Source organism: Rhodococcus pseudokoreensis (genome assembly GCF_017068395.1).
GTDB lineage: Bacteria > Actinomycetota > Actinomycetes > Mycobacteriales > Mycobacteriaceae > Rhodococcus_F > Rhodococcus_F pseudokoreensis.
The window spans coordinates 6,064,775-6,091,747 of sequence record NZ_CP070619.1 but is presented as its reverse complement, the minus strand read 5'-3'; the positions used below and the strand labels follow the sequence as shown (position 1 = coordinate 6,091,747).

26 protein-coding genes are annotated in these 26,973 nt (G+C 69.0%); 10 read left to right on the top strand and 16 right to left on the bottom strand.

All coding sequences use genetic code 11. From position 1 onward, the window contains the following. Complete coding sequence (locus JWS13_RS32955; protein WP_206009587.1) at positions 1-750, bottom strand: IclR family transcriptional regulator; 750 nt, start codon at positions 748-750, stop codon at positions 1-3. Next, complete coding sequence (locus tag JWS13_RS32950; RefSeq protein ID WP_206009586.1) at positions 747-1,760, bottom strand: sugar kinase; 1,014 nt, start codon at positions 1,758-1,760, stop codon at positions 747-749. Before JWS13_RS32950 ends, JWS13_RS32955 begins: the two co-directional genes overlap by 4 nt. Before the next feature lie 222 nt (positions 1,761-1,982). On the opposite strand from JWS13_RS32950, the gene JWS13_RS32945 reads away from it, so the two are divergent. Genes JWS13_RS32945 through JWS13_RS32930 form a run of 4 tightly spaced genes read left to right on the top strand, consistent with a single transcriptional unit; the run spans position 1,983 to position 6,991 of the window. Further along, positions 1,983-3,305, top strand: a complete 1,323-nt coding sequence (locus tag JWS13_RS32945) for an amino acid deaminase (RefSeq protein ID WP_206009585.1) — start codon at positions 1,983-1,985, stop codon at positions 3,303-3,305. Between the two features lie 22 nt (positions 3,306-3,327). After that, entirely contained in the window at positions 3,328-4,947 is a 1,620-nt protein-coding gene (locus JWS13_RS32940; RefSeq protein WP_206009584.1) for an N-acyl-D-amino-acid deacylase family protein, read from the top strand. Continuing rightward, the gene (locus tag JWS13_RS32935; protein ID WP_124393948.1) at positions 4,944-5,573 is read left to right on the top strand and encodes a bifunctional 4-hydroxy-2-oxoglutarate aldolase/2-dehydro-3-deoxy-phosphogluconate aldolase; all 630 of its coding nucleotides are present in this window, start codon (positions 4,944-4,946) and stop codon (positions 5,571-5,573) included. Before JWS13_RS32940 ends, JWS13_RS32935 begins: the two co-directional genes overlap by 4 nt. 29 nt (positions 5,574-5,602) lie before the next feature. Further along, positions 5,603-6,991 (top strand): GntP family permease, encoded by a 1,389-nt coding sequence (locus tag JWS13_RS32930; protein WP_124393947.1) that lies wholly within the window; start codon positions 5,603-5,605, stop codon positions 6,989-6,991. Here the strand turns inward: JWS13_RS32930 and JWS13_RS32925 are convergent. Continuing rightward, complete coding sequence (locus JWS13_RS32925) at positions 6,988-7,839, bottom strand: spermidine synthase (protein ID WP_206009582.1); 852 nt, start codon at positions 7,837-7,839, stop codon at positions 6,988-6,990. The genes JWS13_RS32930 and JWS13_RS32925 overlap by 4 nt on opposite strands. Before the next feature lie 120 nt (positions 7,840-7,959). Here JWS13_RS32925 and JWS13_RS32920 point away from each other — a divergent pair, with 120 nt between their 5' ends. Next, positions 7,960-8,286, top strand: coding sequence for a hypothetical protein (locus JWS13_RS32920; RefSeq protein WP_206009574.1), 327 nt, complete (start codon positions 7,960-7,962; stop codon positions 8,284-8,286). Between the two features lie 39 nt (positions 8,287-8,325). On the opposite strand, the gene JWS13_RS32915 is transcribed toward JWS13_RS32920, so the two are convergent. Then, entirely contained in the window at positions 8,326-9,402 is a 1,077-nt protein-coding gene (locus JWS13_RS32915; RefSeq protein ID WP_206009572.1) for a PQQ-dependent sugar dehydrogenase, read from the bottom strand. A gap of 162 nt (positions 9,403-9,564) precedes the next feature. On the opposite strand from JWS13_RS32915, the gene JWS13_RS32910 reads away from it, so the two are divergent. Beyond that, a complete protein-coding gene (locus JWS13_RS32910; protein WP_206009571.1) occupies positions 9,565-10,965 on the top strand; it encodes a DUF2252 domain-containing protein in 1,401 nt (466 codons plus the stop codon). A gap of 42 nt (positions 10,966-11,007) precedes the next feature. Continuing rightward, on the top strand, positions 11,008-11,787 hold the full coding sequence (locus JWS13_RS32905; RefSeq protein ID WP_206009570.1) for an IclR family transcriptional regulator domain-containing protein: 780 nt from the start codon (positions 11,008-11,010) through the stop codon (positions 11,785-11,787). Between the two features lie 4 nt (positions 11,788-11,791). On the opposite strand, the gene JWS13_RS32900 is transcribed toward JWS13_RS32905, so the two are convergent. Then, positions 11,792-12,670 carry a shikimate dehydrogenase gene (locus JWS13_RS32900; protein ID WP_206009569.1) on the bottom strand — a complete coding sequence of 293 codons (879 nt, stop codon included), beginning with the start codon at positions 12,668-12,670 and terminating at the stop codon, positions 11,792-11,794. A 25-nt stretch (positions 12,671-12,695) separates the two neighbouring features. Further along, positions 12,696-14,051, bottom strand: a complete 1,356-nt coding sequence (shiA, locus tag JWS13_RS32895) for a shikimate transporter (protein ID WP_206009568.1) — start codon at positions 14,049-14,051, stop codon at positions 12,696-12,698. 280 nt (positions 14,052-14,331) lie between these two features. Between shiA and JWS13_RS32890 the strand changes: the two genes are divergently transcribed. Further along, the gene (locus tag JWS13_RS32890) at positions 14,332-15,750 is read left to right on the top strand and encodes an amino acid permease (RefSeq protein WP_206009567.1); all 1,419 of its coding nucleotides are present in this window, start codon (positions 14,332-14,334) and stop codon (positions 15,748-15,750) included. Positions 15,751-15,859: 109 nt separating this feature from the next. Further along, complete coding sequence (locus JWS13_RS32885) at positions 15,860-16,837, top strand: Gfo/Idh/MocA family protein (RefSeq protein ID WP_206009566.1); 978 nt, start codon at positions 15,860-15,862, stop codon at positions 16,835-16,837. A 4-nt stretch (positions 16,838-16,841) separates the two neighbouring features. Here the strand turns inward: JWS13_RS32885 and JWS13_RS32880 are convergent, their stop codons facing one another. The 9 genes from JWS13_RS32880 to JWS13_RS32840 form a co-directional block, all read right to left on the bottom strand. Further along, entirely contained in the window at positions 16,842-18,377 is a 1,536-nt protein-coding gene (locus JWS13_RS32880) for a phospholipase C (protein ID WP_206009564.1), read from the bottom strand. 56 nt (positions 18,378-18,433) lie between these two features. Further along, positions 18,434-19,300 carry a TauD/TfdA dioxygenase family protein gene (locus tag JWS13_RS32875; RefSeq protein WP_206009563.1) on the bottom strand — a complete coding sequence of 289 codons (867 nt, stop codon included), beginning with the start codon at positions 19,298-19,300 and terminating at the stop codon, positions 18,434-18,436. 272 nt (positions 19,301-19,572) lie between these two features. Continuing rightward, entirely contained in the window at positions 19,573-20,334 is a 762-nt protein-coding gene (locus tag JWS13_RS32870) for an SDR family NAD(P)-dependent oxidoreductase (RefSeq protein ID WP_206009561.1), read from the bottom strand. After that, on the bottom strand, positions 20,334-20,816 hold the full coding sequence (locus JWS13_RS32865; RefSeq protein WP_206009560.1) for a nuclear transport factor 2 family protein: 483 nt from the start codon (positions 20,814-20,816) through the stop codon (positions 20,334-20,336). Before JWS13_RS32865 ends, JWS13_RS32870 begins: the two co-directional genes overlap by 1 nt. Before the next feature lie 82 nt (positions 20,817-20,898). Next, the gene (locus JWS13_RS32860; protein WP_206009558.1) at positions 20,899-21,729 is read right to left on the bottom strand and encodes a mycofactocin-coupled SDR family oxidoreductase; all 831 of its coding nucleotides are present in this window, start codon (positions 21,727-21,729) and stop codon (positions 20,899-20,901) included. A gap of 2 nt (positions 21,730-21,731) precedes the next feature. Continuing rightward, positions 21,732-22,532 (bottom strand): mycofactocin-coupled SDR family oxidoreductase, encoded by an 801-nt coding sequence (locus tag JWS13_RS32855; protein WP_206009556.1) that lies wholly within the window; start codon positions 22,530-22,532, stop codon positions 21,732-21,734. Positions 22,533-22,544: 12 nt separating this feature from the next. After that, positions 22,545-22,799 carry a hypothetical protein gene (locus JWS13_RS32850; protein WP_005251194.1) on the bottom strand — a complete coding sequence of 85 codons (255 nt, stop codon included), beginning with the start codon at positions 22,797-22,799 and terminating at the stop codon, positions 22,545-22,547. Then, positions 22,800-24,476, bottom strand: a complete 1,677-nt coding sequence (locus JWS13_RS32845) for an FAD-binding protein (protein ID WP_206009554.1) — start codon at positions 24,474-24,476, stop codon at positions 22,800-22,802. Positions 24,477-24,636: 160 nt separating this feature from the next. Then, the gene (locus JWS13_RS32840) at positions 24,637-25,155 is read right to left on the bottom strand and encodes a flavin reductase family protein (protein ID WP_206009553.1); all 519 of its coding nucleotides are present in this window, start codon (positions 25,153-25,155) and stop codon (positions 24,637-24,639) included. Between the two features lie 130 nt (positions 25,156-25,285). Between JWS13_RS32840 and JWS13_RS32835 the strand changes: the two genes are divergently transcribed. Next, positions 25,286-26,017, top strand: coding sequence for a PadR family transcriptional regulator (locus JWS13_RS32835; protein ID WP_206009551.1), 732 nt, complete (start codon positions 25,286-25,288; stop codon positions 26,015-26,017). Here the strand turns inward: JWS13_RS32835 and JWS13_RS32830 are convergent. After that, complete coding sequence (locus JWS13_RS32830) at positions 26,014-26,967, bottom strand: alpha/beta hydrolase (RefSeq protein ID WP_206009550.1); 954 nt, start codon at positions 26,965-26,967, stop codon at positions 26,014-26,016. The two genes, JWS13_RS32835 and JWS13_RS32830, sit on opposite strands and share 4 nt — an antisense overlap. Between the last annotated feature and the right edge of the window lie 6 nt (positions 26,968-26,973).

The following is a 26,973-nucleotide window of genomic DNA, read 5'->3' as shown; positions in this document are numbered from 1 at the left end:
TCAGGGCTGGGCGCGGTATCCGCAGTCGCGGGAGATCCGCGCCCCCACGGCCTGGAGGGGTTCGAGCAGGTCGAGGACGCGTTCGTAGCTGAGGACGACGTCGGGCACCGAGACCGAGACAGCGGCGACGACGCGGCCGGACGCGCCGCGAATGGGCACTCCGATGCAGTTGACGGACGGCTCGTTCTCCTCCTGGTCGTGCGCCCAGCCCTGTTCCCGGACCAGTCGGATCTCGTCGAGGTAGCGTTCGGGCGTCGTGATCGTGTTGGCGGTGCGGGACGAGAAGTCCATCGAGTCGACGACGGCCCGCAGTTCCGAATCCGGCAGGTCGGCGAGGATCACCTTCGCGACGGCGGTCGAATTGAGATTGGCGCGCAGTCCGATTCGCGAGTACATCCGGATCTGATCGTGCGATTCGAGTTTGTCGATGTACACGACGTCGCCGCCTTCCATCGCCGCGAGGTGCGTGGTGCGCCCGTATTCGCGGTTGAACGCGACGAGGTGCGGTGACGCGATGCGCCGCACCTCCCGCTGATCGGTGGCCTGTGCGGCGAGTTCGAAGATGCGGGAACCGAGGTGGTACTGGTTGCTGTTGTCGCGGAACGTGAACCGCTCGTCGGACAGCGTTCGCAGCAGCCGGAGCACCGTGGTCTTGTGGACTCCGGTCGATTCGGCCAGCTGGTCGAGGTTGGCGGGGCCGTTGCCGAGTTGCACCAGCAGGTGCAAGGCGCGGGAGACACTCTGACTCATCCGTTCACTCCACTTCCTCGGAGGGCGAAGCCGTCGGCGGTGACGCTCGTTGCCGCCCAGTCCGATTCGGAACAGTGCAGCAGCGCGTCGAGCAGTGCGGCGGGCGGCGGGGGCGCCGAGTCGGCGGCAACGGTCAGGGTGGCGGCGGCGCCGATGTGCCCGCGGCGCAGGCAGCGCGCCTGATCCTCGCCGCGCACCACGCCGCTCAGGTATCCGGCGGCAAAGGCGTCGCCCGCGCCGACGGGTTCGACGACGTCGACGCGGAGCGCGGGAACGGCGACGCTGCGACCGCTCCTGTCGACGGCCAGCGCCCGGTGCGCCCCGTCCTTGACGACGACGGTGGCGGGCGCGGGCAGGATCAGCCGCAATTCGTGCGGATCCGCGGTGCCCAGTACACGCAGGGCCTCGTCGGCGCCGACGAGCACGAGATCGGCCAGATTCGCCAGTTCCACGACCATCCGCGGGTCGCCGTCCGGCCACAGTTGCTCACGCCAGTTGACGTCGAAGCTGACGACACCGGAGATCCCCGGCCGGTCGCGGAGCAGTCTCCGCATCAGGGCGAGGCACGAATCGGACAGGGCCGGTGTGATTCCGCTGCAGTGGACCACGGCGGCGCGGCCGAACAGTTCCGCGACCGCAGGCCTGTCGAGAAATCCGGGATCCATGGCCGACGCCGCCGAACCTGCTCGGGAGTACAGGCTGTCGGTGCGCGGCTCGCCGTGCTCGTCGAGGGCGGTGGTCTTCGAGTAGTGACCGGTGGGCCGCTCGGGGTCGACCTCGATCGCACGGCCGTCGACACCGCGCGCCTGCAGTTCGGTGCGGATGAGGGTGCCGAACTCGTCGTCGCCGAGCCGTCCGACCCAGGCGGCCGGGACACCGAGCGCGGCGAGACCCGCGGCGACGTTCGCCTCCGCGCCGGCGAGGTGGAGTGTCGAGTCCGGGGCCACCAGCACCATCGCCTCACCGAGGCACGCGACACCGGACTCGGGGGTGGGGGTCGATTCCTGCACTTGTTACCTCTGCGACTGCTCGGACCGGCACGGGGGTTGGGTTTCGAGAGCCCTCGCCGCGGCGATGCATGCCGCATCGGACCGTTGACGATGACCCAGCCCAATGCTAGACATAGGAGACACAAAAACGCAATCACCGTTGCATACAGCGCAACGTAGCACTTCACGGCCCTTCTTCTGAAGCCGGCCAGCCCCACAGAACCCCGAACGACAGGATCGACGATGACGATCAGCGGAACGGACGCACTCGATTCCGGCGCCTTGGCGGAGCTCGACGAGCTGCGCCTGTCCGACGTGGACAAAGCCCTCCCCTCCGCGGCGAACGGCCACACCAAGGCCGAGTTCCTCGCCACCCGGCCCAGGCTGTCCGCGTTCAGCACCCCGGTGATGGTGCTCGACGAGACGGCCATCGCCGGCAACCTCGACACCATGGCGGCGTGGTGCCGGGCGCACGGAGTCGACCTCGCTCCGCACGGGAAGACAACGATGTCCCCGGTGCTGTGGGACCGGCAGATCCGCGGCGGCGCGTGGGGGATCACGCTCGCGAACTTCGGTCAGCTCCGGGTGGCGGTGCGATTCGGCGCGCGCCGGGTGCAGATCGCGAACTCGCTCGTCGACCCGACCGCCCTGCGGTGGCTGGCCGAGCAGATGGAAGCCGACCCGGAACTCGAAGTCCTGATGTGGGCCGACTCCCCGCAGACGGTCGACGCGATGACCGCGGCACTCGCGGACGTCACGGTGGTCCGGCCGCTGCCCGTGCTCGTCGAACTCGGCGGAGCGGGCGGCCGCACCGGTGCACGGTCGGTGGCCGAAGCCGTGGCGGTCGCCAAACGTATCGGGGAGAGCCCCGCACTGCGGTTGGCCGGCGTCTCCGGTTACGAGGGGGCGCTCGCGCACGACGCGTCCGAGGAGTCCCTCGCCCGGGTCCGGGCGTACCTCCGGTCGATGGCCGAACTGCACCGCCGGCTCGAGGCCGAGGGTCGCTACCCGGAGGACGGGGACGTCTACGTGACCGCTGGCGGCAGTGCCTATTTCGACGTGGTCGCCGAGGTGCTCGCCGAACTTGCGGGCGGCAGAACCAAAGTGGTGGTCCGCGCCGGCGCGTACATCATCCACGACGACGGCTTCTACACCGGGATCACCCCGTTCGGCCGCGGCGGAGACGAGGAGGAGCGTCGTCTCACGTCGGCGATGCACACGTGGGCCCGGGTGGTGTCCCGCCCCGAGCCGGGCCTCGCCCTGCTCGACGCAGGCAAGCGCGACGTCCCGTTCGACGAGGGACTGCCCACCGCGCAGGTCGTCGCCGGCGCTCTCGGGGCGGCGCCGAAGCCCCTCGTCGGCGCCGAAGTGACCGCCGTCAACGATCAGCACGCGTTCCTCCGGCTCGATCCCGCACGGCCCGAACACGATCTGCGCGTCGGCGACGTCGTCCGGCTCGGTCTCTCCCACCCGTGCACCGCGTTCGACAAGTGGCGGTGGATACCCGTCGTCGGTGACGACTCCGACGACCCCGTCGTCGTCGACCTGATCCGCACCTTCTTCTGATCCCCCGCCGAGGACTCACACCATGACCACTCTGATCCGTTCCGCCACCGTCGTCGACGGGTCGGAAGCGCCGAGGTACCGCGCCGACGTGCTCGTCGACGGAGACCGGATCGCCGACATCCGGCCCGAGGCAGACCACTCCGCGACCGCGCTCCCCGCCGCGGACCGGGTGATCGACGCCGACGGCCTGGTGCTCGCGCCCGGATTCATCGACATGCACGCCCACTCGGACCTGCAGATCCTGTTGAACCCCGAACACCCGTCGCGGATCACCCAGGGGGTCACCACCGAGGTACTCGGCCAGGACGGACTGTCCTACGCACCCGTTACCGACGACGTGCTGGCCGTGGTCCGGCGCAAGATCGCGGGATGGAACACCGATCCCGAGGGTTTCGACTTCTCCTGGCGGAGCGTGGGCGAGTACCTCGACAGGCTCGATCGCGGGATCGCCACCAACGTCGCGTATCTCGTCCCGCACGGTGTGGTCCGGGCGCTGGTGGTGGGCTGGGACGATCGCCCGGCGACGCCGTCGGAGATCGAGGAGATGCAGCGGATCGTGGCACAGTCCATGGTGGAGGGCGCCGTCGGGTTGTCCGCGGGGCTGACGTACACGCCGGGGATGTACGCGGACAACGAGGAGTTGCTGGCACTGTGCCGGACCGTCGCCGAGCACGGCGGCTACTTCTCCCCGCACCACCGGTCGTACGGCGCCGGCGCCATGGAGGCCTACGCCGAGATGGTGGACCTGACGTCGCGGGCCGGGTGCGCACTGCATCTCGCGCACGCCACGCTGAACTTCGGACCCAACAAGGGCCGGGCCCCGGAACTGCTGACCCTGCTCGACACGGCAGTATCCGCCGGTGCGGACATCAGTCTCGACACCTACCCGTATCTCCCCGGCGCCACCACGCTGTCGGCGATCCTGCCGAGCTGGGCGTCGGCGGGCAGCATGGAGCAGACCCTCGACCGGCTCCGCGATCCGGTTGCACTCGAACGCATCCGGGAGCATCTCGAGGTCACCGGATCCGACGGCTGCCACGGCGTGATCGCCGAGTGGCACACCCTCGAGATCAGCGGCGTGCAGAACCCGGAACTCGACGCCTACGTCGGGAAGACGGTCGCGGACATCGCCGCCGAGGAGAACCGCGACCCCTTCGACGTGTGCATCGACATCCTGGTTCGCGACCAACTCGGCAGCGGCATCCTGCAGCACGTCGGGCACGAGGATAACGTGCGCGCGATCATGCAGCACCCCCGGCACACCGGCGGCAGCGACGGACTGCTGGTCGGCGCGAAACCGCACCCCCGCGGCTGGGGAACGTTCGCACGCTACCTCGGGCACTACTGCCGCGACCTCGGCCTGATGTCCCTCGAGGAGTGCGTCGGTCACCTCAGCGGCCGCGCCGCGACCCGGTTGCGTCTCGTCGACCGCGGGTACGTCCGCCGCGGCTACGCCGCCGATCTGGTGCTGTTCGATCCGGACACGGTCGGCGACACCGCGACCTACGCCCGGCCGCGTCGGGCTGCGACCGGTTTCTCTCACGTATTCGTCCGCGGCCGCCTCGCCCTCGAGGACGGCCGCCTCACCGGCGCGACCGCCGGAAGAGCGTTGCGCCGCACAGAAGGAGGAGCAGTCCGATGACCGAGATCGACATCCTGCGGGCCGACCGGGTCCTGACGGTGGTGCGCGCGGAGACCATCCCCGACGCCACCGACCTGTGCCACGCACTCGCCGAGGGCGGAATCAGGACGGTCGAGTTGACGTTCACCACCCCCGACGTGCTCCATCACCTCGGCCGCGCCGCCGATGCCGCCGCCGCGGCGGGCAGCATCCTCGGCGTCGGGACCGTGATGACGGGCGATCAGGCCGCGGCCGCGATCGACGCCGGAGCCCGGTTCCTCGTCACCCCCGGTATCCGGCCGGACGTCGCGAAAGTCGCCACGGGACGGTCGATTCCCGTCTTCCTCGGCGCGTTCACCCCCACCGAGGTGGCGATGGCCGTCGACCTCGGATCCGCCGCGGTCAAGATCTTCCCCGCCAAGCGGCTCGGCCCCGGCTACCTGTCCGACCTGCACGGCCCGTATCCCGGCGTGGAACTCCTGCCGTCGGGCGGGATCAACGATGCCAACGCCCGCGAGTTCCTCGACGCCGGCGCACTCGCCGTGTGCGCGGGCACCAGCGTCGTCCCACCGTCCAGCGTCGCGGCAGGCAACTGGACCGACATCACCGACCGCGCCCGCGCGTTCGTCACCGCGCTCTCGGCCTGAGCACCCTTCCCCTTCTCCCTGGAGACGCAATGACGTCGTTCGTCGACTGGCTGCAGCACGACACAGCCGGACTCCTCACTCTCGCAGCGATATCCATCGCCGTGTTGCTGGTCCTCATCATCAAACTCAAGCTCGAGCCGTTCATCGCGCTGATCGTCGTCGGCGTCGGCGTCGCTCTCATCGCGGGAGTGTCGGTGGTCGAACTGGTCGGCACCCCGACGTCGGCGGCCGACTCCATTCTGGAGAAGGGCTTCGGCGGGATCCTGGGGCACATCACCCCGATCATCGGCCTGGGCACCGTCCTCGGCGCGATGATGGAACGGTCCGGCGGCGCCGACGTGCTGACGGAGCGACTGCTGAAGTTGTTCGGGCCCAAGGGCGCACCGCTGGCGATGGGTGTCACCGGTCTCGTGCTCGGCATCCCCGTCTTCTTCGACATCGGCATCTTCATCCTCGCCCCGCTCGTGTACGTGGCGGCCAAGCGCGGCGGCAAATCGCTGGTGATGTACGCGATGCCGATGCTCGCCGGCCTGTCCATGACGCACGCGTTCCTGCCCCCGCACCCGGGCCCCGTCGCCGCGGCCGGTCTGCTGCACGTCGACATGGGCTGGATCATCATCATGGGTCTCGCGTGCGGTATCCCCGCGTGGTTCGTCAGTGGCGTCGTCTGGGGTACCTGGATCGGCAAGCGCGTGATCATCGAGGTGCCGGACGAGTTCATCCCGGAGGAGAAGGAAGCGGACATAAACCCGCCGCCCCTGTGGCTGATCTCGTTCATCATCCTCGTGCCGATGGTACTGATCCTCGGTGCGACGGTCGGCAACGTGGTGCTCGACGAGGGCACCGCCCTGTCGGTCCTGATCTTCCTCGGCACCCCCACGATCGCGTTGACCATCGCCGTCCTGCTGGCGCTGTACCTGCTGGGAATCCGCCGCGGAATCTCCGCGCAGGAGATCGGCGGCATGTCCGCGGCCGCACTGAAACCGGTCGGCATGATCCTGCTCGTCGTCGGCGCAGGCGCGTTCTTCGGCGCGGTCCTGCGCGCCACCGGAGTCGGGCAGGCCCTCGCCGATTCGATGGACGCCCTCGGGCTTCCGGTCATCCTGTCCGCGTACTTGATCAGCTGCGCACTGCGCATCGCCCAGGGTTCGGCGACCGTCGCCATCGTCACCACCGCAGGCGTCATCGAACCGTCCATCGCCGCGGGGAACTACACCTCCGCGCAGATCGCCCTGATCGTCATCGCCGTGTCGGCCGGATCCATCATCGCCAGCCACGTCAACGACGGCGGATTCTGGATCGTGTCACGGTATTTCAACATGTCGGTGAAAGACACTCTGAAGACGTGGACGGTGCTCGAAACCATCCTCTCGATCGTCGGCTTCGCGATGGCCTCGCTGATCTGGGTGCTCGTCTAGCTGCCGGATTCCGCGTCGCGCAGCACCCGCGCCGCCCCGGCGAACGCCCGCACCTGTCCGTCGTCCCACACATGCGCGGGCACACCGCCGCCGAGCAGTGTGCGGACGAGGGCGGGGTCGTCGCCGATCGGCACGTCGCTACCCGCGATCACGATGTTGCCGTAGCGGCGCCCCTTCAGCATCGCGGGATCGGCGATCACCGTCGTGTGCGGGAACACGCTGCCGATGGTCGCCGCCTCCCGGCGAGCCAGGACGAGGTCGCGGGTGTCGCCGCAGTTCACCACGTAGATGCCGCCAGGTGCCAGCACCCGCCGCACGTGCCCGGTGAACTCCGTCGTCGTCAACGACGCCGGAGTCGTGTTACCGGCGAACACGTCGCGGACGATCAGGTCGCGGCTCGACTCCGTCAACGTCTCGGTGACCGCCCGCGCCTCCCCCACCCGCAGTCGCAGCAGCGGGGCCCGCGGCAGGTCGAACCATTCGCGGACCAGTTCGGCGAGCTTGCCGTCGAGTTCGACCACCACCTGCCGGGCGTCCGGATAGCGGGCGGCGAGATGTCGGGCGAGCGAGCAGGCGCCGCCCCCGAGATGCAGGGCACGCACCCGCCGATCCGTGCTCCAGTGCGAGGCGACCAGTTCGGCGATCCAGCGCATGTACTCGAAATCGAGGTACGTGGGGTCCGACAGGTCGATGTGGGAACTCTCGACGCCGTTCACCTTCAGCACCCAGCCGTGCGGGTTGAGGTTGTCCACGGCGAGTTCGCACGTCCCCGTGTCGATCGGGTACACGCCGGCCACCGGACCCCCGTCGGATGTCCGGGCAGCCCGACCGCCGCGCTGCCTGCCCATCGTCCGTCGTCCCTACTGCTCGCGCCGCCCGCTCGCGTCTGCTGCGAGAATCGTCCTCCCACGATACCGGTCCGCTACACGGGTGCCCTACCGTGGAGTTGCGCACGAGAAGGGAAGACGATGGAACCTCAGGAAGTCGACTTCGCGCACACCGAGGGCGCGGCGAAGCGGCGACGCGAGAAGGCGATGGGACTCGCGCGGTATGTGTGGGATCGCGGGATCAGCGGTCAGGAACTGCTCGACCTGACCGACAGCACGCTGCGCAAACTCGCCCGGGCGGCCGGGTCCAACCCGCCGAGCACCATGGAAACCTGGCTCACCGTCGTCGAACTGCTCGAGCAGAAGACGGCCTGGGCGCAGCGCCACCCCGACCATCCCGCCGCCACCCCCGCGCACCGCGACGAGAAGATCATGTGGGTCACGCCGCCGGTCCAGCCCTGGACGTGACCTGTGAGTACTTGTTAACCGCCGGCGGTTGAGAAGTACTCACGGGAGCTCGAGTATCTGGTCGTCGGACTCCCCCGGATCGCCGCGACCGTCGCGGTTGCTGGTGCTGAACCAGACGGCGCCGTCGGGTGTCGCGACGACGGTGCGCAGTCGCCCGTATTCGCTCTCGAACAGCGACTGCGGTTCACCGAGCGCGCCGTCTGCGCCCACCGGGATCCGCCACAGTCGTTCGCCGCGCAGTGCCGCGACCCACAGTGCGCCGTCGTGGAAGGCGAGACCGGACGGCGACGCCTCGCCGGTGGACCACTGGATCACCGGGTCGACGAAGCCTGCCTCGCCTGCCCGTCCCTCGACCTCCGGCCATCCGTAATTGCCGCCGGGTTCGATCAGGTTCAGCTCGTCCCAGGTGTTCGCGCCGAACTCGGTGGCCCACAGCCTGCCGGCGTCGTCCCACGCGAGGCCCTGCACGTTGCGGTGCCCCAGCGACCACACGGGCGATCCGGGGGTGGGGTTGTCGGCCGGGATCGATCCGTCGGGGTCGATGCGCAGGATCTTGCCGCCGAGCGACGACGGGTCCTGGGCACGCGGCCGGTCGCCGGCTTCACCGGTGGCGACGTACAGCTTGCCGCCCGGGCCGAACGCGATCCGGCCGCCGTCGTGGATCGATCCGGCGGGGATGCCGGTGAGGATCGGGACCGGCTCGCCGAGGCTGCGGCCGTCGAAGCTCAGGGAAACCACCCGGTTGTCGTCGCCGGTGGTCAGGTACGCGTAGATCGTCCGATCCGTCGCGTAATCGGGCGAGACGGCCAGGCCCAGCAGTCCCGATTCGCCCTGCGCCGACACACCGGGCACCTCGCCGATCACGGCGGTGCTGCCGTCGGCCCGGAGGTGCCGGATCGCGCCGCTGTCCCGTTCCGCGATCAGCGCCGTCCCGTCCGGCAGAAACGCTATCCCCCACGGCACGTCGAGGTCGGACGCGACGACGGCAGGCTCGCCCGCGGACGGCGCAGCGGCAGCACCGGTCGTCGACACCTGCGCCGAACTCCCCTCGGACTGGCACGCCGCGCACGCGACGACCACCAGTGCCGCGGTGGCCGCGAAAAGTCGCTGTCCCATGGATGTCCTCCCGTCGCGCGACCGCACCCTGTCCATACTCCCCCAGGTGAGTGGCAAAGCGTCTTCGAGCACGCATTGCCACTCACATGGGGAGGTGACGGCCGGCAGCCCTCTCCCTCGAATATTGCGCAGCAGGCGGCGGACGGTGCCTAGACTCGAACCATGGCCACGCCTCCCCGAGCCGGTAGGACCACGGTGATCGATGCCCGACGTTCGGCCGGGAAGGCCGCACGCGAGACGCTGTCCCGCAAAGCGCAGGGCGTGTTCGCGCTCCCCGAGCGCGATCCGGTGGCGGTGATCGAAGCGCAGAACACCACCCGGGTGCAGACGCTGGTGCCGATCCGGGTCGGACGGATGCTCGAATCACCGTTCGCGCTGTACCGCGGGTCGGCCGCGATGATGGCGCACGACCTCGCCGATTCACCGGTCACCGGGTGCCAGGTCGTCGCCTCGGGCGACGCGCATCTCGCGAACTTCGGGCTGTTCGCCTCACCGGAACGCCGGATGCTGTTCGACCTCAACGACTTCGACGAGGCCTATCCGGCGCCGTGGGAGTGGGATGTGCGCCGGCTCGCCGCGAGCGTGTGGATCCACGGGCGCGCCAACTCGTACACCGAGGCGCAGTGCGCCGACGCCACCGGCGCCGCCGTCCGTTCGTACCGCAACACTTTGAGTGCACTGTTTCAGCTGACCGCCACGGAGCGGTACTACTTCCAGGAGGAGACGGACGTCCTCGAGCACGACCCGCGCGCGCAGAAGCAGCGGATCCGTGCGATCGCCGAGAAGGCCCGCAAACGGACGTCCGAACAGGTCCTCCGGAAGCTGACCACCATGGAGGAGGACGGCAAGCCCTACATCGTCGACCAGTTCCCCGTCATCCGCCATTCGACGAAGTACGACCTGGGCCGCATCACCGAGTTGTACCACCTGTATCTCGACACGCTGCGCGCGGACATTCGACTGTTGCTGACGCAGTACGAGGTGGTCGATTACGCGATGCGCATCGTGGGTGTGGGCAGCGTCGGAACCCGTTGCTGGCTGCTGCTGCTGCAGGGGCCGGCCGGCGAGCCACTTTTCCTGCAGGCCAAGGAGGCACCTCGGTCGGTTCTGGAGACGCACGGGAAGGTCGCGGCCGCACCGGACTCGATCATTCGTGCGGTCGCGGAGAACGGTCAGGGTTCCCGGGTCGTCGGCGCGCAGCGCATCCTCCAGGCGCAGTCCGACCCGTTTCTGGGGTGGGTTCGCGACGTCGAGGGCGACGACGGACTTCGGCGCGACTTCTACCTGCGGCAGTTCCGCGACATGAAGGGGTCCGTCGACCTGCAGACACTGGTACCGGCGCAGTCGGCGAGATACGCGGCGCTGTGCGGCACGATGCTCGCCCGCGCGCACAGCCAGAGCCCCGGATCAGCGTTCATCGCGGGATATCTCGGCAACGGGGAAACGTTCGACCTGGCGATCACCGCGTGGGCCCGCCTGTATGCGGATCAGTCCGAGAAGGATCACGACGCGCTGCGGGCGGCGGTGAAGGCGGGGCGGCTTCCCGCGGAGACCGGTCTGTAGACCGGTACCATGACGGCGTGTGCGAAACAGGTGGCTGCTGAGGTGGCCGAGCAGCCGGCATCGGGTGAACGGTACTTCCTCGAGTCACTGGACCGCGGGCTCAGCGTCCTCGAATGCTTCGACGAGCAGCACCGGGAGCGCACCCTGAGCGAGGTAGCGCAGAGTGTCGGGATCACCCGCTCCACGGCGCGCCGCATTCTGCTCACCTTGGTGGACAAGGGTTTCCTGCGTCTCGACGGCCGTAACTTCTCGCTCACACCGCGGGTGCTGCGGTTCGGTTTCTCATATCTCGCGGCGCTGCGACTGCCGCAGGTCGCCGATCCGCACATCGAGGCTCTCGCGAAGGAACTGGGCGAGACCATCTCCGTCACCATCCTCGACGGCCCCGACGTGGTGTACGTGGCGCGGGTCCGGTCACCCCGGATCATCCGCATCTCCATCACCGTGGGCATGCGGTTCCCCGCGTACGCGACGTCCACGGGGCGGGTACTGCTGGCGGGACTGTCGGCCGACGCCTTCGACGACTACCTGAAGACCACCACGTTCCAGTCGTTCACCCCGCAGACGATCTCGGACGTCGACCAACTGCGCACCGCGGTCGCGCAGGTCGCCGCGGACGGCTGGTCGATGTCGGAGAACGAACTCGAGGTCGGCATCCGCGGCGCGGCCGTTCCCATCCGCGATCGGACCGGCGCCGTGGTCGCCGCCCTCAACTCCTCGCTGCAGGGCACCCAGTACACGCGCGCCGATGTCGAGGCGACGGTGGTGCCGAAACTCGTCGCGACGGCGGAGCGGATCGGGTCCGACCTGTCGCTGGGCTGACCGCCTACGCGGCGCGCCGGGACTGCTGTTCGACGAGCGCCAGCACGTGCGCGTACATGCGCTCGAAATCCGGTGTGACACCGGTGAACAGCTGGAACGCGTCGGCAGCCTGGAAGACGTTCATGCCTGCGCCGCCGAGGGTGGGTGCACCGAGCGCGCGGGCCGCCCGGATCAACGGCGTCTCGATCGGCCGGTAGATCACGTCGGCGACCCACAGGTCGGGGCGCAGCAGGTCCACGGGCACGGGGGTGCCGGGGAATCCGACCATGCCGATCGGTGTGGCGTTGATCAGACCGGACGCCGCCGCGAGCGGGCCGGCGATCTCCGGCGCCGGGACCGCGTCGACGACGCTGCCGGGAAACAACTTTCGCATCGTGTCCCGGCAGTGTTCGGCACGGTCGAGGTCGACGTCCGTCACGGTGAGGTGCCCGGCGCCGCGGGTGAGCGCCGAGTAGGCGACGGCGACCCCGGCGCCGCCCGCCCCGATCTGCACCACCCGGTCGAGGCTCGCACCCGGCAGTTCGCGGCCCAGGCTGCTGCCGAATCCGGTCCAGTCCGTGTTGTGCCCGACGGCCCTGCCCCCGGTGAACACGACGGTGTTGACGGCCTCGAGTCGGGCGGCGTCGGGCGACAATTCGTCGAGGTACGCCATCACCTGCTGCTTGTAGGGGTGGGTGACGTTGAGCCCGTCGAACCCCCACTGCCGCGCGAGGTCGATGATGCCCTCGACGGTGGCGGCCGCCCCGTGCAGACGCTCGAGGTCGAGGAGTCGGTACACGTAGTTCATGCCCTGTGCGCGCCCTTCGGCCTCGTGCAACGTGGGCGAGAACGAACCGTCGATCCCGTCTCCGATGAGTCCGCAGAGCACCGACTGTGCAGCCATGACCGTCGCCTCCTCGTCTACCGGCTCAGTGCGCGTTCTCGAGCTTCGTGGCCGTGGCGGCGTCCGCCGCGTCGGCACTCGAATCGGGCTGCAGTCGCCATGCGATCAGGGCGCTGACGACGCAGCCGCCTGCCAGGTACACGGCCACGAGGTGCCAGGACCCGCCGCTCGCGGTGACCAGGGCCGCCGCGATGAACGGGGTGAAGCCGCCGCCGATCGCGCTGGCCACCTGGTACCCGACGCCCGCACCGCTGTACCGGTACTCCGCCCCGAACATCTCGGTGAACAGCGGCTGCTGCACGCTCACGACCATGTCGTGCGAGATGTTGACGAGGAGCACGGCCAGGATGACGGTGCCGATCATCGATCCGTGCTCGAGGAAGATGAAGAACGGGAACGCGCACACCGCGCCGATCAGCGCGCCGAGGATGTAGACGCGGCGACGGCCGTGCTTGTCGGACAGCCAGGCGAACAGCGGGATGGTGCCGATGCCCACGGCGCCGACGAGCAGACCGACGTTGAGCATGAAGTTGCGCTCCATCCCCAGTTCCTGCGTGGAGTAGCTGAGCGCGAACGTGGTGACGATGTACATGGAGAACAGTTCGGCGAAACGCAGGCCGATGATCTGGAGGAACGCCTTCGGGTGGTTACGCAGTGCCTCGACGAGCGGGATCCGCTTCTTCTCCTGCGGGTTCGCCTCTTCGACCTTCTCTACCTTCTCGACGAATTCGGGGCTCTCCTGGACTCCGGCGCGGATCCACAGACCGATTCCGACGAGGACGACGCTGGCGATGAACGGAACACGCCAACCCCACTGGCTGAACGCGTCCTCGGTGGTCAGGTTGCTCATGAGCATGACGAATCCGGTGGCGAGGATGAGTCCGACCGAGTATCCGACCTGCACGCCGCTGCTGTAGAACGCCTTCTTCTTCGGCGGCGCGCTCTCGACGGCCATCAGCGCGGCCCCGCCCCACTCGCCGCCGACGGCGAAGCCCTGGATGGCGCGCAGCGCGACGAGCAGGCCCGGCGCCCACCAGCCGATCGACGCGAAGGACGGCAACAATCCGATCAGGGCAGTGCTCGTGCCCATGATCAGCACGGTGAGGATCAGCATCCGCTTGCGTCCGATGCGGTCGCCGTAGTGGCCGAACACCACGCCGCCGAGCGGGCGGAACAGGAATCCGACGCCGAACGTCGCGAACGCGGCGAGCGTTCCGATCGCCGGGCTGACGTTCGGGAAGAACTCCGAGTTGAAGACCAGTGCCGCGACCAGCCCGTAGAGCAGGAAGTCGTACCAGTCGATGACCGCGCCGACGAAGCTGCTCAGCGCTGCTCTGCGCGCCTGCTTCTCGGCCGCCGGGGTGAAGGCGTGATCGCTCATTCCGATGTCCCGTCTAGGTTGATGCCGGACCCTGGTGTTCGTATGCCGAACGCGTGTCCGCTGATTGAATAATGTGACGGTAGCCATAGCGTTTCCAGGTTGTCAAGACAGTGCCGATGCGCGGTCACACCGCAGGGCAGATGCGTGGTACTGCCGTTTCGTCTATCCCGGCAGCTCCAAATTCACCGAATCGGCGGTTCCGCGGCCGCACTGACTCGTCCACACTTTCTCGAATCAGCGACGCACATCACATCCGGAGTAGCGCCGAAGGGATTTCTCCATGTCAGGAACCACCGATCCGCAGCTTCAGCACACGCTGAAGAAGCGGCACCTCTCGATGATCGCTATCGCGGGGGTGATCGGAGCAGGCCTCTTCGTGGGCTCCGGGGTCGCGATCCGCGAGACGGGCCCCGGCGTTCTGGTCGCCTACGCACTCGCCGGCATCGTCGTCATCCTCGTGATGCGCATGCTCGGCGAGATGTCGACCGCCAACCCCGAGACCGGCTCGTTCTCCGCGTACGCGGACCAGGCGATCGGCCGGTGGGCGGGATTCAGCATCGGCTGGCTCTACGCGTGGTTCTGGATCATCGTCCTCGGCATCGAGGCGACCGCGGGCGCCGTCATCATGAACCGCTGGATCCCCGACGTCCCCCAGTGGAGTTGGGCACTGATCCTGATGGTGCTGCTCACGCTGACGAACATCGCGTCCGTGAAGTCGTTCGGCGAGTTCGAGTTCTGGTTCGCGTCGATCAAGGTCGCGGCGATCGTCATCTTCCTGGGGCTCGGCATCCTCGCGATCTGCGGGTTCCTGCCCGGTGTCGAAGCACCCGGCCTCACCAACCTCACCGGGCACGGCGGGTTCTTCCCCAACGGGGCCGGTGCCGTGTTCGCGGCAGTGCTCGTGGTCGTGTTCTCCTTCTTCGGCGCCGAGATCGCCACCATCGCGGCCGGGGAATCCGCGAACCCCGTCGCTGCGGTGCGCAACGCCGTGCGGTCCGTCGTGTGGCGCATCCTGATCTTCTACATCGGGTCGATCGCCGTCGTCGTGACGCTTCTCCCCTGGGACGACGCCTCCGTCGCGCTGAGCCCGTACGTCGCGGTCATGGACTCGTTCGGCATCCCGGCGGCAGGCAACATCATGGACGTCGTCGTGCTCACGTCCGTGCTGTCCTGCCTGAACTCCGGCCTGTACACGGCGAGCCGCATGATCTTCTCGCTCTCCCGCCGTGGCGATGCCCCGGCCTCGCTGGCGAAGATCGGTTCGTCCGGCGTCCCGCGCCAGGCCGTGCTCGTCTCGACGGTCGTCGGATTCCTGACCGTGGGCCTGAACTACCTGTACCCGGACACCGTGTTCCTGTTCCTCGTCAACTCGTCGGGCGCGATCGCCCTGTTCGTGTGGCTGGCGATCTCGGTGTCGCAGCTGCGCATGCGGCGCCGACTCGAGGCGGAGGGCAAGGACCTGACGCTGAAGATGTGGCTGTTCCCGTATCTGACGTGGTGCACCATCGCCGCCATCATCGCGCTCTGCATCGGCATGCTCGTGCTGCCGGAGACGAGGAGCCAGATGTACGTCTCGATGGGGCTCGCCGCCGTGGTGGTGGGAATCGGGATCTACCGTCAGCGGACCCGCCAGGTCACCGGCGAGGCGCCGGATCCCTCGACTTCCGGCGAAGAAACGGTCGACGCCCTCCGCCCCTGAGCCCGGTCCCGCACGTTCGCATAACGAACATTAGTGCGCTCACTGAACTCGGCGTACAGTCCCGCCGAGGGAAGGCCGGACCCACCGGCCCGAGGAAGGACCGAAGCTCATGAGGTGGGCGATTCTCGGCGCGAGCAATGTCGCCGCCACCCGCGTGCTCCCCGCGCTACGCGAGTGCGGGGAGACCGCGGCGGTGGTACTCAGCGGTGACGCGGCGCGCGCGGAGGACTACCGGCGGACCCACGACATCGAGTCCGCCACGGGCGACCTGCGCGAGGCGGTGGGCGGCGACGTCCGGGCCGCGTACATCTCCTCCACCAACGACAAGCACTTCGACCACGCCATGGCCGCGATCGACGCGGGCCTGCACGTGCTGTGCGAGAAACCGCTCTCGTTCGACGTCACTCAGGCGCAGAAGATGGTCGACGCGGCCGCATCCGCGGGGGTCGTGTTCGCGACGAACCACCACCTCCGCACCCATCCCGTCCACCGCGCGGCGCGAAAGTTGCTGGCCGAGGGCGCGATCGGCGACATCCTGTCGGTGCGCGTGAGCAACGCCATCCTGCTGCGCCAGGCCCTGCGGGGGTGGCGTCTCGACGGCGTCGGCGGCGGCGTCGTCCTCGATCTCGCGGTGCACGACATCGACACGCTCCGCTTCGTCACCGGGATGGAACCGACCACGGTCACAGCGGTGGGCGTGTGCCAGGGACTCAGCGACGGTCCGGCGGACGCCGTGATGACGAGCGGCATCCTCGGCACCGGCACCCTGTTCTCGCTGCACGACGCGTACACGGTTCCCGGCGCGGTGACCGGATTCGAGATCCACGGAACGGCGGGCACTCTCGTCGCCGCGGACTGCATGCGCCCCGATCCGACCGGAACGCTGCGCATGATCCGGGACGGGCACGACACGGCCGCCCCGCTCGAAACCGTCGACAACCTGTACGCGCCGGGGATCCAGGCGTTCGTCGACGCCGTCCGCAGGGTCGGTGAACCCGTGGCGACGGGACTCGACGGATTGCGTTCGGCGACCGCCGCGCTGGCGATTCTGCAGTCGATCGAGGAGGGCCGGGCGGTACGCGTCTGAGGCGCTACATGATCAGCCCGCTGGGCCGTCGCCGCAGCGGCGACGGCTCCTGCACGGGCATCTGATTCGGCGGAACCGGGTAGGGCGCACCGGCGTTGAGCGTTCCCGCGGCCACGTTGGGCCCGCACTGGGCGATCGCCGCCTGCAGGCGTGGCCCGGGGTCGGTCATCGCGGGCACGCCGGCGTTCGGTGCCGACGAGAAGTCGAAGGCGGACGTCATGTCGCCGACCGCGCCGCGACGCCAGTCGGTGAGGTTGGGGACGGGAACACCGAACCGCTTCTCGAGCAGGCGTAGTTGCGACGTGTGGTCGAACGTGTCGGACGCGACGAGGCCGCCGCGGCTGTACGGGGAAATGATCAGCGACGGCACCCGGAAACCGAGGCCGATCGGACCCGGATTGTTCTCGCTCTCCGACACCGTGTTCAACGGGACCGTCAGGTATTCGCCCGGGGTGCCCGGCGGCGGTGTGGGCGGGGTGACGTGGTCGAAGAAGCCGCCGTTCTCGTCGTAACTGATGATCAGCGCCGTCTTCTCCCAGATCGCCGGGTTGGACGTGAGGATGTCGAGCACCTCGACGATCCCGACCGCGCCCGCGGCGGGGGGCAGCGCCGGGTGCTCGCACGTGAAGATGTTGGGGACGATCCACGACACCGCGGGCAGGGTGCCGTTCGCGACGTCGGCCCGGAAGTCGTTCGGGTACGTCGGATCGAGGCCGCGGCGAGCGAGTTCCGAATTCGGGTCGCTGTACTGCTTGAAGCAGCCGAGCATCCCGTCGAGCGCGACACTCGACACCGGTCCGAGGTCCTTGTTGGCGTACACCTTCCAGGTGACGCCGGCCTCTTGCAGGTTCTCCGGATAGGTGCGCCAGGAGTAGGCGAACCTCGGGATCACCGTCGGTGTCTCGACGAGCGGGCCGCCCGCCAGCCCGTCCGGGTCGATGGTTCCCGTCATCCAGTACAGCCGATTCGGGTCCGTCGGCCCGAGCACGGAGCAGAAGTAGTGGTCGCAGATCGTGAAGGCGTCGGCGAGGTCGTAGTGGACGGGGATGTCGGCCCGCGTGTAGTAGCCCATCGTGGCGGGACCGTTGAGCGGCCCCTCGTGCGCGATGTGCACCGGCATCCACCGGTCCATCGCGCCGCCGTTCCACGCGTCGTGCTGCGGTCCCCACGCATGGGTGGGGTCGTTGATGCATTCGCCGTCGAGGTGCGTGCCCTGCGTGGTGTCGAGCCGGAAGGGGTTGAGAAAACCGGTCGGGGTGGGCCCGGCGCCCGGCGTCCAGCCGTACTGCTGCCACGCCGGCGACGGGTCGTCGAACCCGCGCACCCCCGACAGCGTGCCGTAGTAGTGGTCGAACGAGCGGTTCTCCTGCATGAGGTAGACGAAGTGCTCGATGTCGTCCAACGATCCGCTGCCACCCGGATCCTGCGCGTACGCCCGGTCGATCACCGGGCCCGCCCACGAACTGAGGAATGCGGCGCCGCCTGCCGCTGCGGCGGAGGCGAGGAACTTGCGACGTGAGATGTCCGATGCCGGGGTCACGGATCGTGACGCTAGTCGCTGCGGACGCCGCCCGCCCGGTGAATGCGCACGTTGCCCTACCGCGGGCCCACCGGCACATCGCCTTCCAGCGTGATGCGGTGCATGACGCGGTGCTGGGTTCCGTAGTCGCGGTTGGCGTAGTGCGCGGTGCTGCGGTTGTCCCACAGCACGAGGTCGCCGAGACGCCAGCGGTGCCGCACGACGTGCTCCGGTTTGGTGAGGTGGGCGTACAGGAAGTCGAGGATGCCCCGGCTCTCCGCCTCGGACACTCCGGCGATGTGGGACGTGAAACCCGGATTCACGAAGATGCCCTTGCGCCCCGTCTCCGGGTGCACCCGCACGACGGGATGCTCGACGGGCACGAGTGCCGTGACTTCCTCACCGTCCCAGATGTTTCCCTTGCCGCCGCGCTTCTGCGCGAGGTAGTACCCGAATTCGCGGTTGCCGTCGTGCACCGCGGTCAGCTGGTCGATCATCTGCCGGATCGGCAGCGACAGCGACTCGTACGCCAGTTGGCTGTCGGCCCAGTTGGTGTCGCCGCCGTGCGGTGGGAGGACGACGGGCCGGAGGATCGACCCGAGCGGCGGCCGCTTCATGAACGTGACGTCGGTGTGCCACACGTCGGCGAAACCGTTGTCCTGGCTGTCGAGCGCGTACACCTCCCGGGCGACGTTGCCGCTGTCGTGGACGGGATGGCCCGCGGTCAGCTGACCGAGTCGGCGACCGAACTCGATGTGGCCCGAGTCGTCGAGCGACTGGCCCCGCAGGACCAGCACCTTGTGCTCGGTCAACGCCGACCGGATCGCGGCCACCTCGGCGTCGGTGGCGGACGCGACGTCCAGTCCGATGATCTCGGCCCCGAACGACGGGCCGAACTTGTCGAGCGTCAGCGACGCGGTCCTGGTTTCGAATGCAGTGCTCATGATGTCTTTCCGCGAAGGTGGATCGTGCCTGGGTACGGGAGGACCGGCCCGGACCTGCGAACGCGGAGGATGCGTGAGGAATTACCGGATGCCGGCGGCCACCGAGGAATGGACAGCACGCGGTGCGCGCGCCGGGGCCATCAGCAACAACAGATGTTGGCGCACGTACGGCACAGGTCGACGGTCAGGCGTCGCACCAGGTGAGTCGTATGCACGACGCAATTCCTACCGGATGGGAGGGAAATGAGCAAGCTCGGGGCAATCGCGCGCGATCAGCTCCAGCGCGCCTGACCGCCGTCGAGCGGGATGGTGGCTCCCGACAGGTAGCCGGCGTCGGGACCGACGAGGAAGACGACGGCGCGCCCGATGTCGCGTTCGCAATCACCGATCCGGCCGAGCGGAATCGACTTCACGAACTCGGCGGCCTCCTCCGGATTGGTCTCCGTCCACCACTTCAGTCCCGGGGACAGTGCGTGCGGCGCAATCGCGTTGACGCGGATGCCGTCCGGACCCCATTCGCTGGCCGCGGTCCGGGTGAGCGAACGCATCGCCTCCTTGGTGGCCGCGTACAGCCCGTAGCCGCTCGTGTCCCAGCGCACGGCCGACGAGCTGACGAGGTTGATGATCGAGCCGCCGCCGCGCGCCTTCAGGTGCGGGTAACACAGCTGCATCAGGAACAGCGTGGCCACCGGGCCGACGGCCATCGCGCGGTCGAGAAGCTTCGGGGTGATCTCCAGGAGTGGCCCGAGCGCGCTCGCGTTGGCGTTGTTGACGAGGATGTCGATCCCGCCGAACACCTCCACGACGCGGTCGACCATCGGACCCAGCTGATCGCGTTTGCTGACGTCGCAGACGATCGGCTCGGCGACGCCGCCGAAGTCGGCGATCGCGGCGCACGTGTCGACGAGTTTCGCCTCCGTGCGCCCGACCACCGCGATCCGTGCACCTTCCTTGGCCAGCGCGAACGCCATCCCGGCACCCACGCCCTGACCGGCGCCGGTGATCAGTGCGACCTTGCCGTCCAGCGTCCCCATCACGAGTCCCCTCTCGCTGATTCCGTGTCGGCTGCCCACCGGTTGGCCGTCAGCCGGAAGCTGGGAATGTCGGCCAGCGACATCACCGCCTCGTACGTGCGCTCGTAGCCGGTGTGGGCGATCCGCCATCGCCCGTCCGGCCCGCGGGCGTAGCGGTCGGAGTAGAACGCGGCCCCACGCAGCACCATGTCGTGTTCTGGGATCAGCACGGTGTCGGACAGGAACCACCGCCCCGTCGCCGTGTCGCCGTCGACGTCGATCTCCGGGTGACCGCAGTGATGCTCGGTGATGGTCCGCGGCCCCAGATTCGACTTCATGAACTCGACCAGCGCGTCCCGCGACTCGAACGCGAGATGCTCGCCGTAGTTCGCGGTCGCGTCGGGAAGGAGCGTGTCGGCGAACTCGTCCCAGCACTTCGTGTCGAGGGCGCGCAGATACGTGTACTTGAGCCTGCTGATCGCGGCGACGGCCTCGAGATCCACGGCATACACCCTTCGTCCGCCCCCAAAACTGACACCTGTTCTACCACGGATCGTCAGGTGTCGGGGCGGACTCGGGGATTTGCTATCTGCTGACGCTGCCCGCGTCGACCGGCAGGGCGACCGCCGTGATGTACCGCGCCTCGTCGGAGGCCAGGAACAGCGCGGCGTTGGCCACATCGACCGGTTCGATCCACGGAATCGGCAGCATGTTCATCGTCACCGCGGCCGCGGCGAACTCCTCCCGGGTGGGGTGCTCGAGGTCGGGCCGGAACGCCCGCCGCACCATGTCGTTCTGGATCATGTCCGTGTCGACGTTGGTGGGATGCACGCTGTTGACCCGCACCCGGTGCGGTGCGAGTTCCTTGGCCAGCGACCGCATCAGACCCACCACCCCGTGCTTGGCCGCGGTGTAGTGCGCGACGCCGACAAGTCCGCGCAGACCGGCGATGGAACTCGTCAGGATCATCGCCCCGCCGCCCCGCTCGATCAGGTGCGGGGCCGCCGCCTTGCACGTCTGCCACACCCCCGTCAGGTTGACGTCGAGCATCGTCTGCCACGTCTGCGTATCGAGTTCCAGCGCAGCGCCCGAGGACGTGATGCCGGCCGTGGCGCACACGAAGTCCAGCCCGCCCAGCTCCCCGGCCGCGGCCGTCACCGCGTCGGCGAGCGCGGTGCCGTCGCGCACGTCCACCTGCGCCGTCACGATCCGGCGGCCCGTGTCCCGGACCAGTTTCGCGGTCACCTCGAGGTCCTCCGTGCTCGCCGGTGGTGTCACCACCGTGCCGACCGGCCCGCACAGGTCGACGGCCACGACGTCCGCGCCCTCCTGCGCGAATCGCAGTGCCTGCGCCCGGCCGATCCCGCGCGCGGCACCGGTGACCAGGACGACTCTTCCGTTCACTCGACCTGTCATCTCTACACCTTCTGGGTCAGTCCGGCGTCGACCACGAGTTGTGTGCCGGTGATGTATCGCGATTCGTCCGAGGCGAGGAACAGCAGCGCGTTGCTGACGTCCCGCGAGTCCAGCCACGGAACGGGCAGGACGTGGTTGGCCGCGAGGACGGGGACGACGTCGTCACGGGTGGGGTTGTCGAGGTCCGGCCGCAGCCGTGCCATCGTCTCCGGGTTCAGGGTCATGCGGGTGCCGACGGCACCGGGGTGCAGCACGTTGACCCGGATGAACTGCGGTCCGAGTTCGTTGGCGAGGGTCCGGGCCAACCCGACCACGGCGGTCTTGGACGCCGAATAGTGGGCGGCCCCGGCCACCGCCTTGATGCCTGCCGTCGAACTGACGATCACGACGGATCCGCCGCCGTCCCGCATCGCCGGGACCGCGGCGGTCGCCGTGTTCCAGACGCCGCTGAGGTTGACGTCGAGCGAGCGGTGCCAGATCTCGTCGTCGATCGTCCAGGCCGGGCCGGGGTTGTCGCAGACGCCGGCGTTCGCGACGACGACGTCGAGGGGCCCCAGTTCCGCGACTCCGGCGTCGACGGCCGCCCGCAGCGCCGCCGGGTCCCGCACATCGGCGTGGGCCACGACGGCCCGGCGGCCGAGTTCGACCACCAGCCTTCGGGTGTCGTCGAGATCGGCTGCGGCCGAGGGAAGGTCGACGGCAACGACGTCGGCGCCCTCCTCCGCGAGCCGGACCGCGTGACTGCGCCCCATACCGTTTCCGGCACCGGTGATGAAGGCGACCTTGCCTGCCATCCGTGACATCGGTTGTCCCTTCTAGTCCAGGCGGCCGGGGGTCGGGTAGCTGCGCAGGGAGAGCCCCACCCGCCCGTCCTCCACCGCGTCGTCGATCGATCCGCGCAGCGCGCCGCAGGTGGGGACGAACATCGAGTGCTCCCCCTCCTGCGCACGCAGCGCGAACTCCGGGCAGGTCTGCTCGGCGTCACCCAGCCACTGCACGCTCGTGTGCGCCTCGCTGTATTTCTCCACGAGCACCGCGTTACCGCAGCGCCGGCATTCGACGGGAAGCACTCAGCTCACCGCCTCTGCAGTGGCTGCCGCGTGCCGTGCGCCGACCCAGCCGAACACCATCGCGGGGCCGATCGTCGCGCCGGCGCCGGCGTAGTCGTTGCCCATCACGGACGCCGACGTGTTTCCGGTGGCGTACAGCCCGGGGATCGGTTCGCCGCTGCCGGTCAGCACCTGGCTGTGCTCGTTGCACACGAGTCCGCCCTTGGTGCCGAGGTCGCCGGCCTCCATCCGCACCGCGTAGTACGGGGCCTTGTCCACCTCGTCCAGGGTCGGGTTGGGCAGGCCCGGGTCGCCGTAGTACCGGTCGTACGCGCTGTCGCCGCGACCGAAGTCGGCGTCGACTCCCGCCCGGGCGAAACCGTTGAACCGGGTGATCTCGGCGGACAGCGCCTCGGCGGGCACACTCATCTGCTGCGCCAGTTCGCCGAGGGTCTCCGCGCGCAGCATCAGGCCCGTGGAGAACCATTCCGCCGGGAACTTCTGCCCGGGCATCACACCACCGAACTGGTAGCGGCTCTTGGCCTTCGAGTCGAACACGAACCACACCGGGTCGTGCCCGCCCGCGATCTGGTCGTGGACGAACGACACGTACGGGGACGCCTCGTTGGTGAACCGCTTGCCGTTCTGGTCGACGATCAGCGACGGCGGGATCGACCGCTCCGACACCAGGACGTGCATGATGCCGTCCGGGCGCCGGAACGACGGCATCCACCAGGCGTCGTCCATCAGGTCGACGGCGGCGCCGACCTCTTCGCCCGCCAAAATTCCGTCGCCGGTGTTGTCGGGCGAGCCGGCACTGTAGTTGTCCTTGCCGCCCTCCCTCAGGTACCGCTTCCGCATCTCCTCGCTCTGCTCGAATCCGCCGGTGGCCATCATGACGCCGCGGCGGGCGTGGATGCGCAGTTCCCGTTCTCCGGACTCGACGACCGCGCCCGTGACGGCCCCGGACTCGTCCGTGATCAGCCCCTTCAGCGGGGAGTTCAGCCACAGTAGGACGCCGGCCTCCTGGAGACTGAGCCGCAGCCGGCCGACGAGGGCCTGCCCCAGGGTCTCCATCCGCCGGCGCCGCACCATCGCGACCACCGAACGCCAGCCGACGCCCAGTGCGGTCCTGCGGCCGGCCCAGGTGCGGAAGAACATGTTGAGGTGCCGGAACTCGGTGGACGTCATGTAGAGCCCGCCCGGCATGGCGAGGGAGTTCGGGCGCTGCTGTTCGCGGTCGGCGCCGAGTTGGTTCATGTCGAACGGCAGCGGTTCGACCGTCCGCCCCTTCGGCCGTCCGCCGACGTTCTCGGGGTGGTAGTCGGAATAGTCCTCGCACCAGGAGAACCGGAGGTGCGGGCAGTGCTGTTCGAAGAACTGCATCATCGCCGGGCCCTGCTCGATGTACGCGTCGAGGCGTTCGGCGGGCACGCTGTCGCCGACGATCGACTCCAGGTACTTCCGGACGTCGGCGGGGTCGTCGGCGCGGCCTTCACGGACGAGGATCGGCGAGTTGGGGATCCACAGGGCGCCACCGGACAGCGCCGTCGAACCGCCGTACACGCCGGACTTTTCGACGACGAGGGTGTCGAGTCCTCGCTCGGCCCCGGCGAGGGCGGCGGTCATGCCGCCCGCACCGCTGCCGATCACCAGGAGATCGACCTCCCGGTCCCAGTTCTGCTCGTCTACGCTCATCGTGCACACCTTCCGAAGTGGTCTCGATCACATCCTGCCGGTGTCAATTGCTCTTTCCCACAGCCCTTCCCGCGGAGCGGGAGACAGCGGCACCGACGCGGAGCGGGAGACAGCGGCACCGGCGCCGAGCGGGAGAAGGGCCGAGCGGGAGAAGGATCGGCTACGTGGCGGCGGTGAAGATGCCGAGCCCGCCGCGGTACACCAGGAGCGGCGGCACGTCCCGCAGCACGTCCAGTCCGGTCACGCGTGCGACGACGATGGTGTGGTCGCCGGCGTCGTGCTCGAATTCGACGGTCGCCTGCACCCGGGCCAGCACTCCGTCCAGCGCGGGGGCGCCGTTGCCGGCGTGCGACCACCCGACGCCGGCGAACTTGTCGGCGCCGCTGGTCGCGAACGTCCCGCACACGTCCCGCTGGTCGTGGGCGAGGACGTTGACGCACAGGTGCTCGCTCGCCCGCAGCCGCGGCCAGCTGGTCGACGTCCGTGCGGGGCTGAACGACACGTACGGCGGGTCCAGCGACAGCGACACGAAGGACTGACACGTGAAGCCGTGCGGGCTCTCGCCGTCGTGCGCGGTGATCACCGTGACGCCGGTGCAGAAGTGCCCGAGCACCGACTTGAGGTCGGCGGGGTCGATGCGGCGCACCACCGGCGGCGCGGGTTCTTCGGTTCGGGTCATCGTGTCTCCTCGGATCGACGGGTTGCGTTCAGCGTGGCCGCGACACCTGCGGGCGGGAAATGCCCCGTCCCGCCCAGCGGCAGGGTTTCGCGGCAACCGGCGGGCGGCGCACGGTTGATAGGCTCGGGAAATGCCTTCGTCCGACCCCACCCAGAGCTCCGGGTACGCCGGCCTCCGATCCACGAGCTGGCCGGTACTCGGCATCCTGTCGTTCGGCGAGGAAATGTCCGGCTACGACCTCAAGAAGTGGGCCTCGTACAGTGTGCGCTTCTTCTACTGGAGCCCGTCGTTCAGTCAGGTGTACTCGGAGCTGAAGAAGCTCGAAGATCTGGGATACGTGACGTCGCGGACCGTCGTGGACGACGAGGCGCGGGTGAAACCCAAGCGGCTGTACAAGATCACGGACGCCGGTATGGCCGTCATGCGCAGCTGGGCGCGGGAGGCGCCGATCGATCCGCCCGTCCTCAAGCACGGGGTGATGCTGCGCATGTGGCTCGGCCACCTCACGGAGCCGGAACAGCTCAAAGAGGCCCTCGAAGAACATATCTCGTATGTGGAGGGGATGAGCAGGCAGGCCGCGCTCGACGCCCGCGATTCCGCCGTCGAACCCGAGTGGGCGTTCGCGCACATGGTCAACAAGTGGTCCGAGCGCTACTACGCCGCCGAGAGCGAACTCGCGAAGCAGATGCTCGCCGACATCGACGAGGCCGCCCTGCGGATGCGCGGCGAAGGGACCCCGGAGCATCCCGGTGTGCCGAAACCGACCGAATCGCATTCGATCCGGCGCTCGAGGGCGGCGCAGCAGGAGTACCAGGCCGCCATGAAGGCGGCGCAGGATTCCGGCGACGAGGCCGAGACCTAGTCGGACGGGGTGCGCACCCGTTCGGCCACCAGATTCCGAAGCTGCGGCCACAGCTGTTCCCGCACCCGCTGCGCCGCGGTCATCGCGTCGATCGTCAGGAATCCGTGGAACATTCCCTCGACCCGCTCGAGCTGCACGGGAACACCGGCGTCGGCGAGCGCCGCGGCGTACTTCTCCCCCTCGTACCGGAGCGGGTCGCGTTCGGCGGTGATCACGACCGCGGGCGGCAGCCCGCCGAGGTCCTCGGCCCGGACCGGGGCCGCGTAGGTGGGCACCGTCTCGCGGTGAGCAGGCAGGTACTGGTCCCAATACCATTGCATCGCAGCGCGGGTGAGAAAGTGGTCTTCCGCGAACTGCACGTAGGACTCGGTGTCGAAGTCCGGTTCCACGACGGGGTAGACCAGCACCTGTCCGGCGACGGCGGGTCCGCCCCGGTCGCGGGACATCAGTGCCGTGACGGCGGCGAGGTTGCCCCCGCTGCTGTCACCGGCGACGAGCAGACGGTCCGGATCGCCGCCGAACTCGGGGGCATGCTGCGCGACCCAGCACGTCGCGGCGTAGGCGTCGTCCGCCGCGGCGGGCCACGGCGATTCCGGGGCCAGGCGGTAGTCGACGGAGACGACGACGGCGCCGATCCCGTTGCACATGGCGCGGCAGAAGCCGTCGTGGCTGTCGAGGTCGCAGATCACGAACCCGCCGCCGTGGAAGAAGACGACGACGGGACGCGGTCCCGCGGAGTTCCCGGCGGGCGAATAGATCCGTACCGCAATCGATCCGGCCCCGCCGGGAATCTCCCGGTCGTACACGGCACCGACCGGCTCGGGGTCGGATACGGCCCTGCGTCCGGCCTTCGTCGCCGCCCGAGCCTGGGCGCCGGTCATGGTCTCGACCCGGGGAAAGTTCTCGTTGAGTCCCCGGAGGATGGTCTCGGCCTGCTCGTCGAGCGGCATCTATGC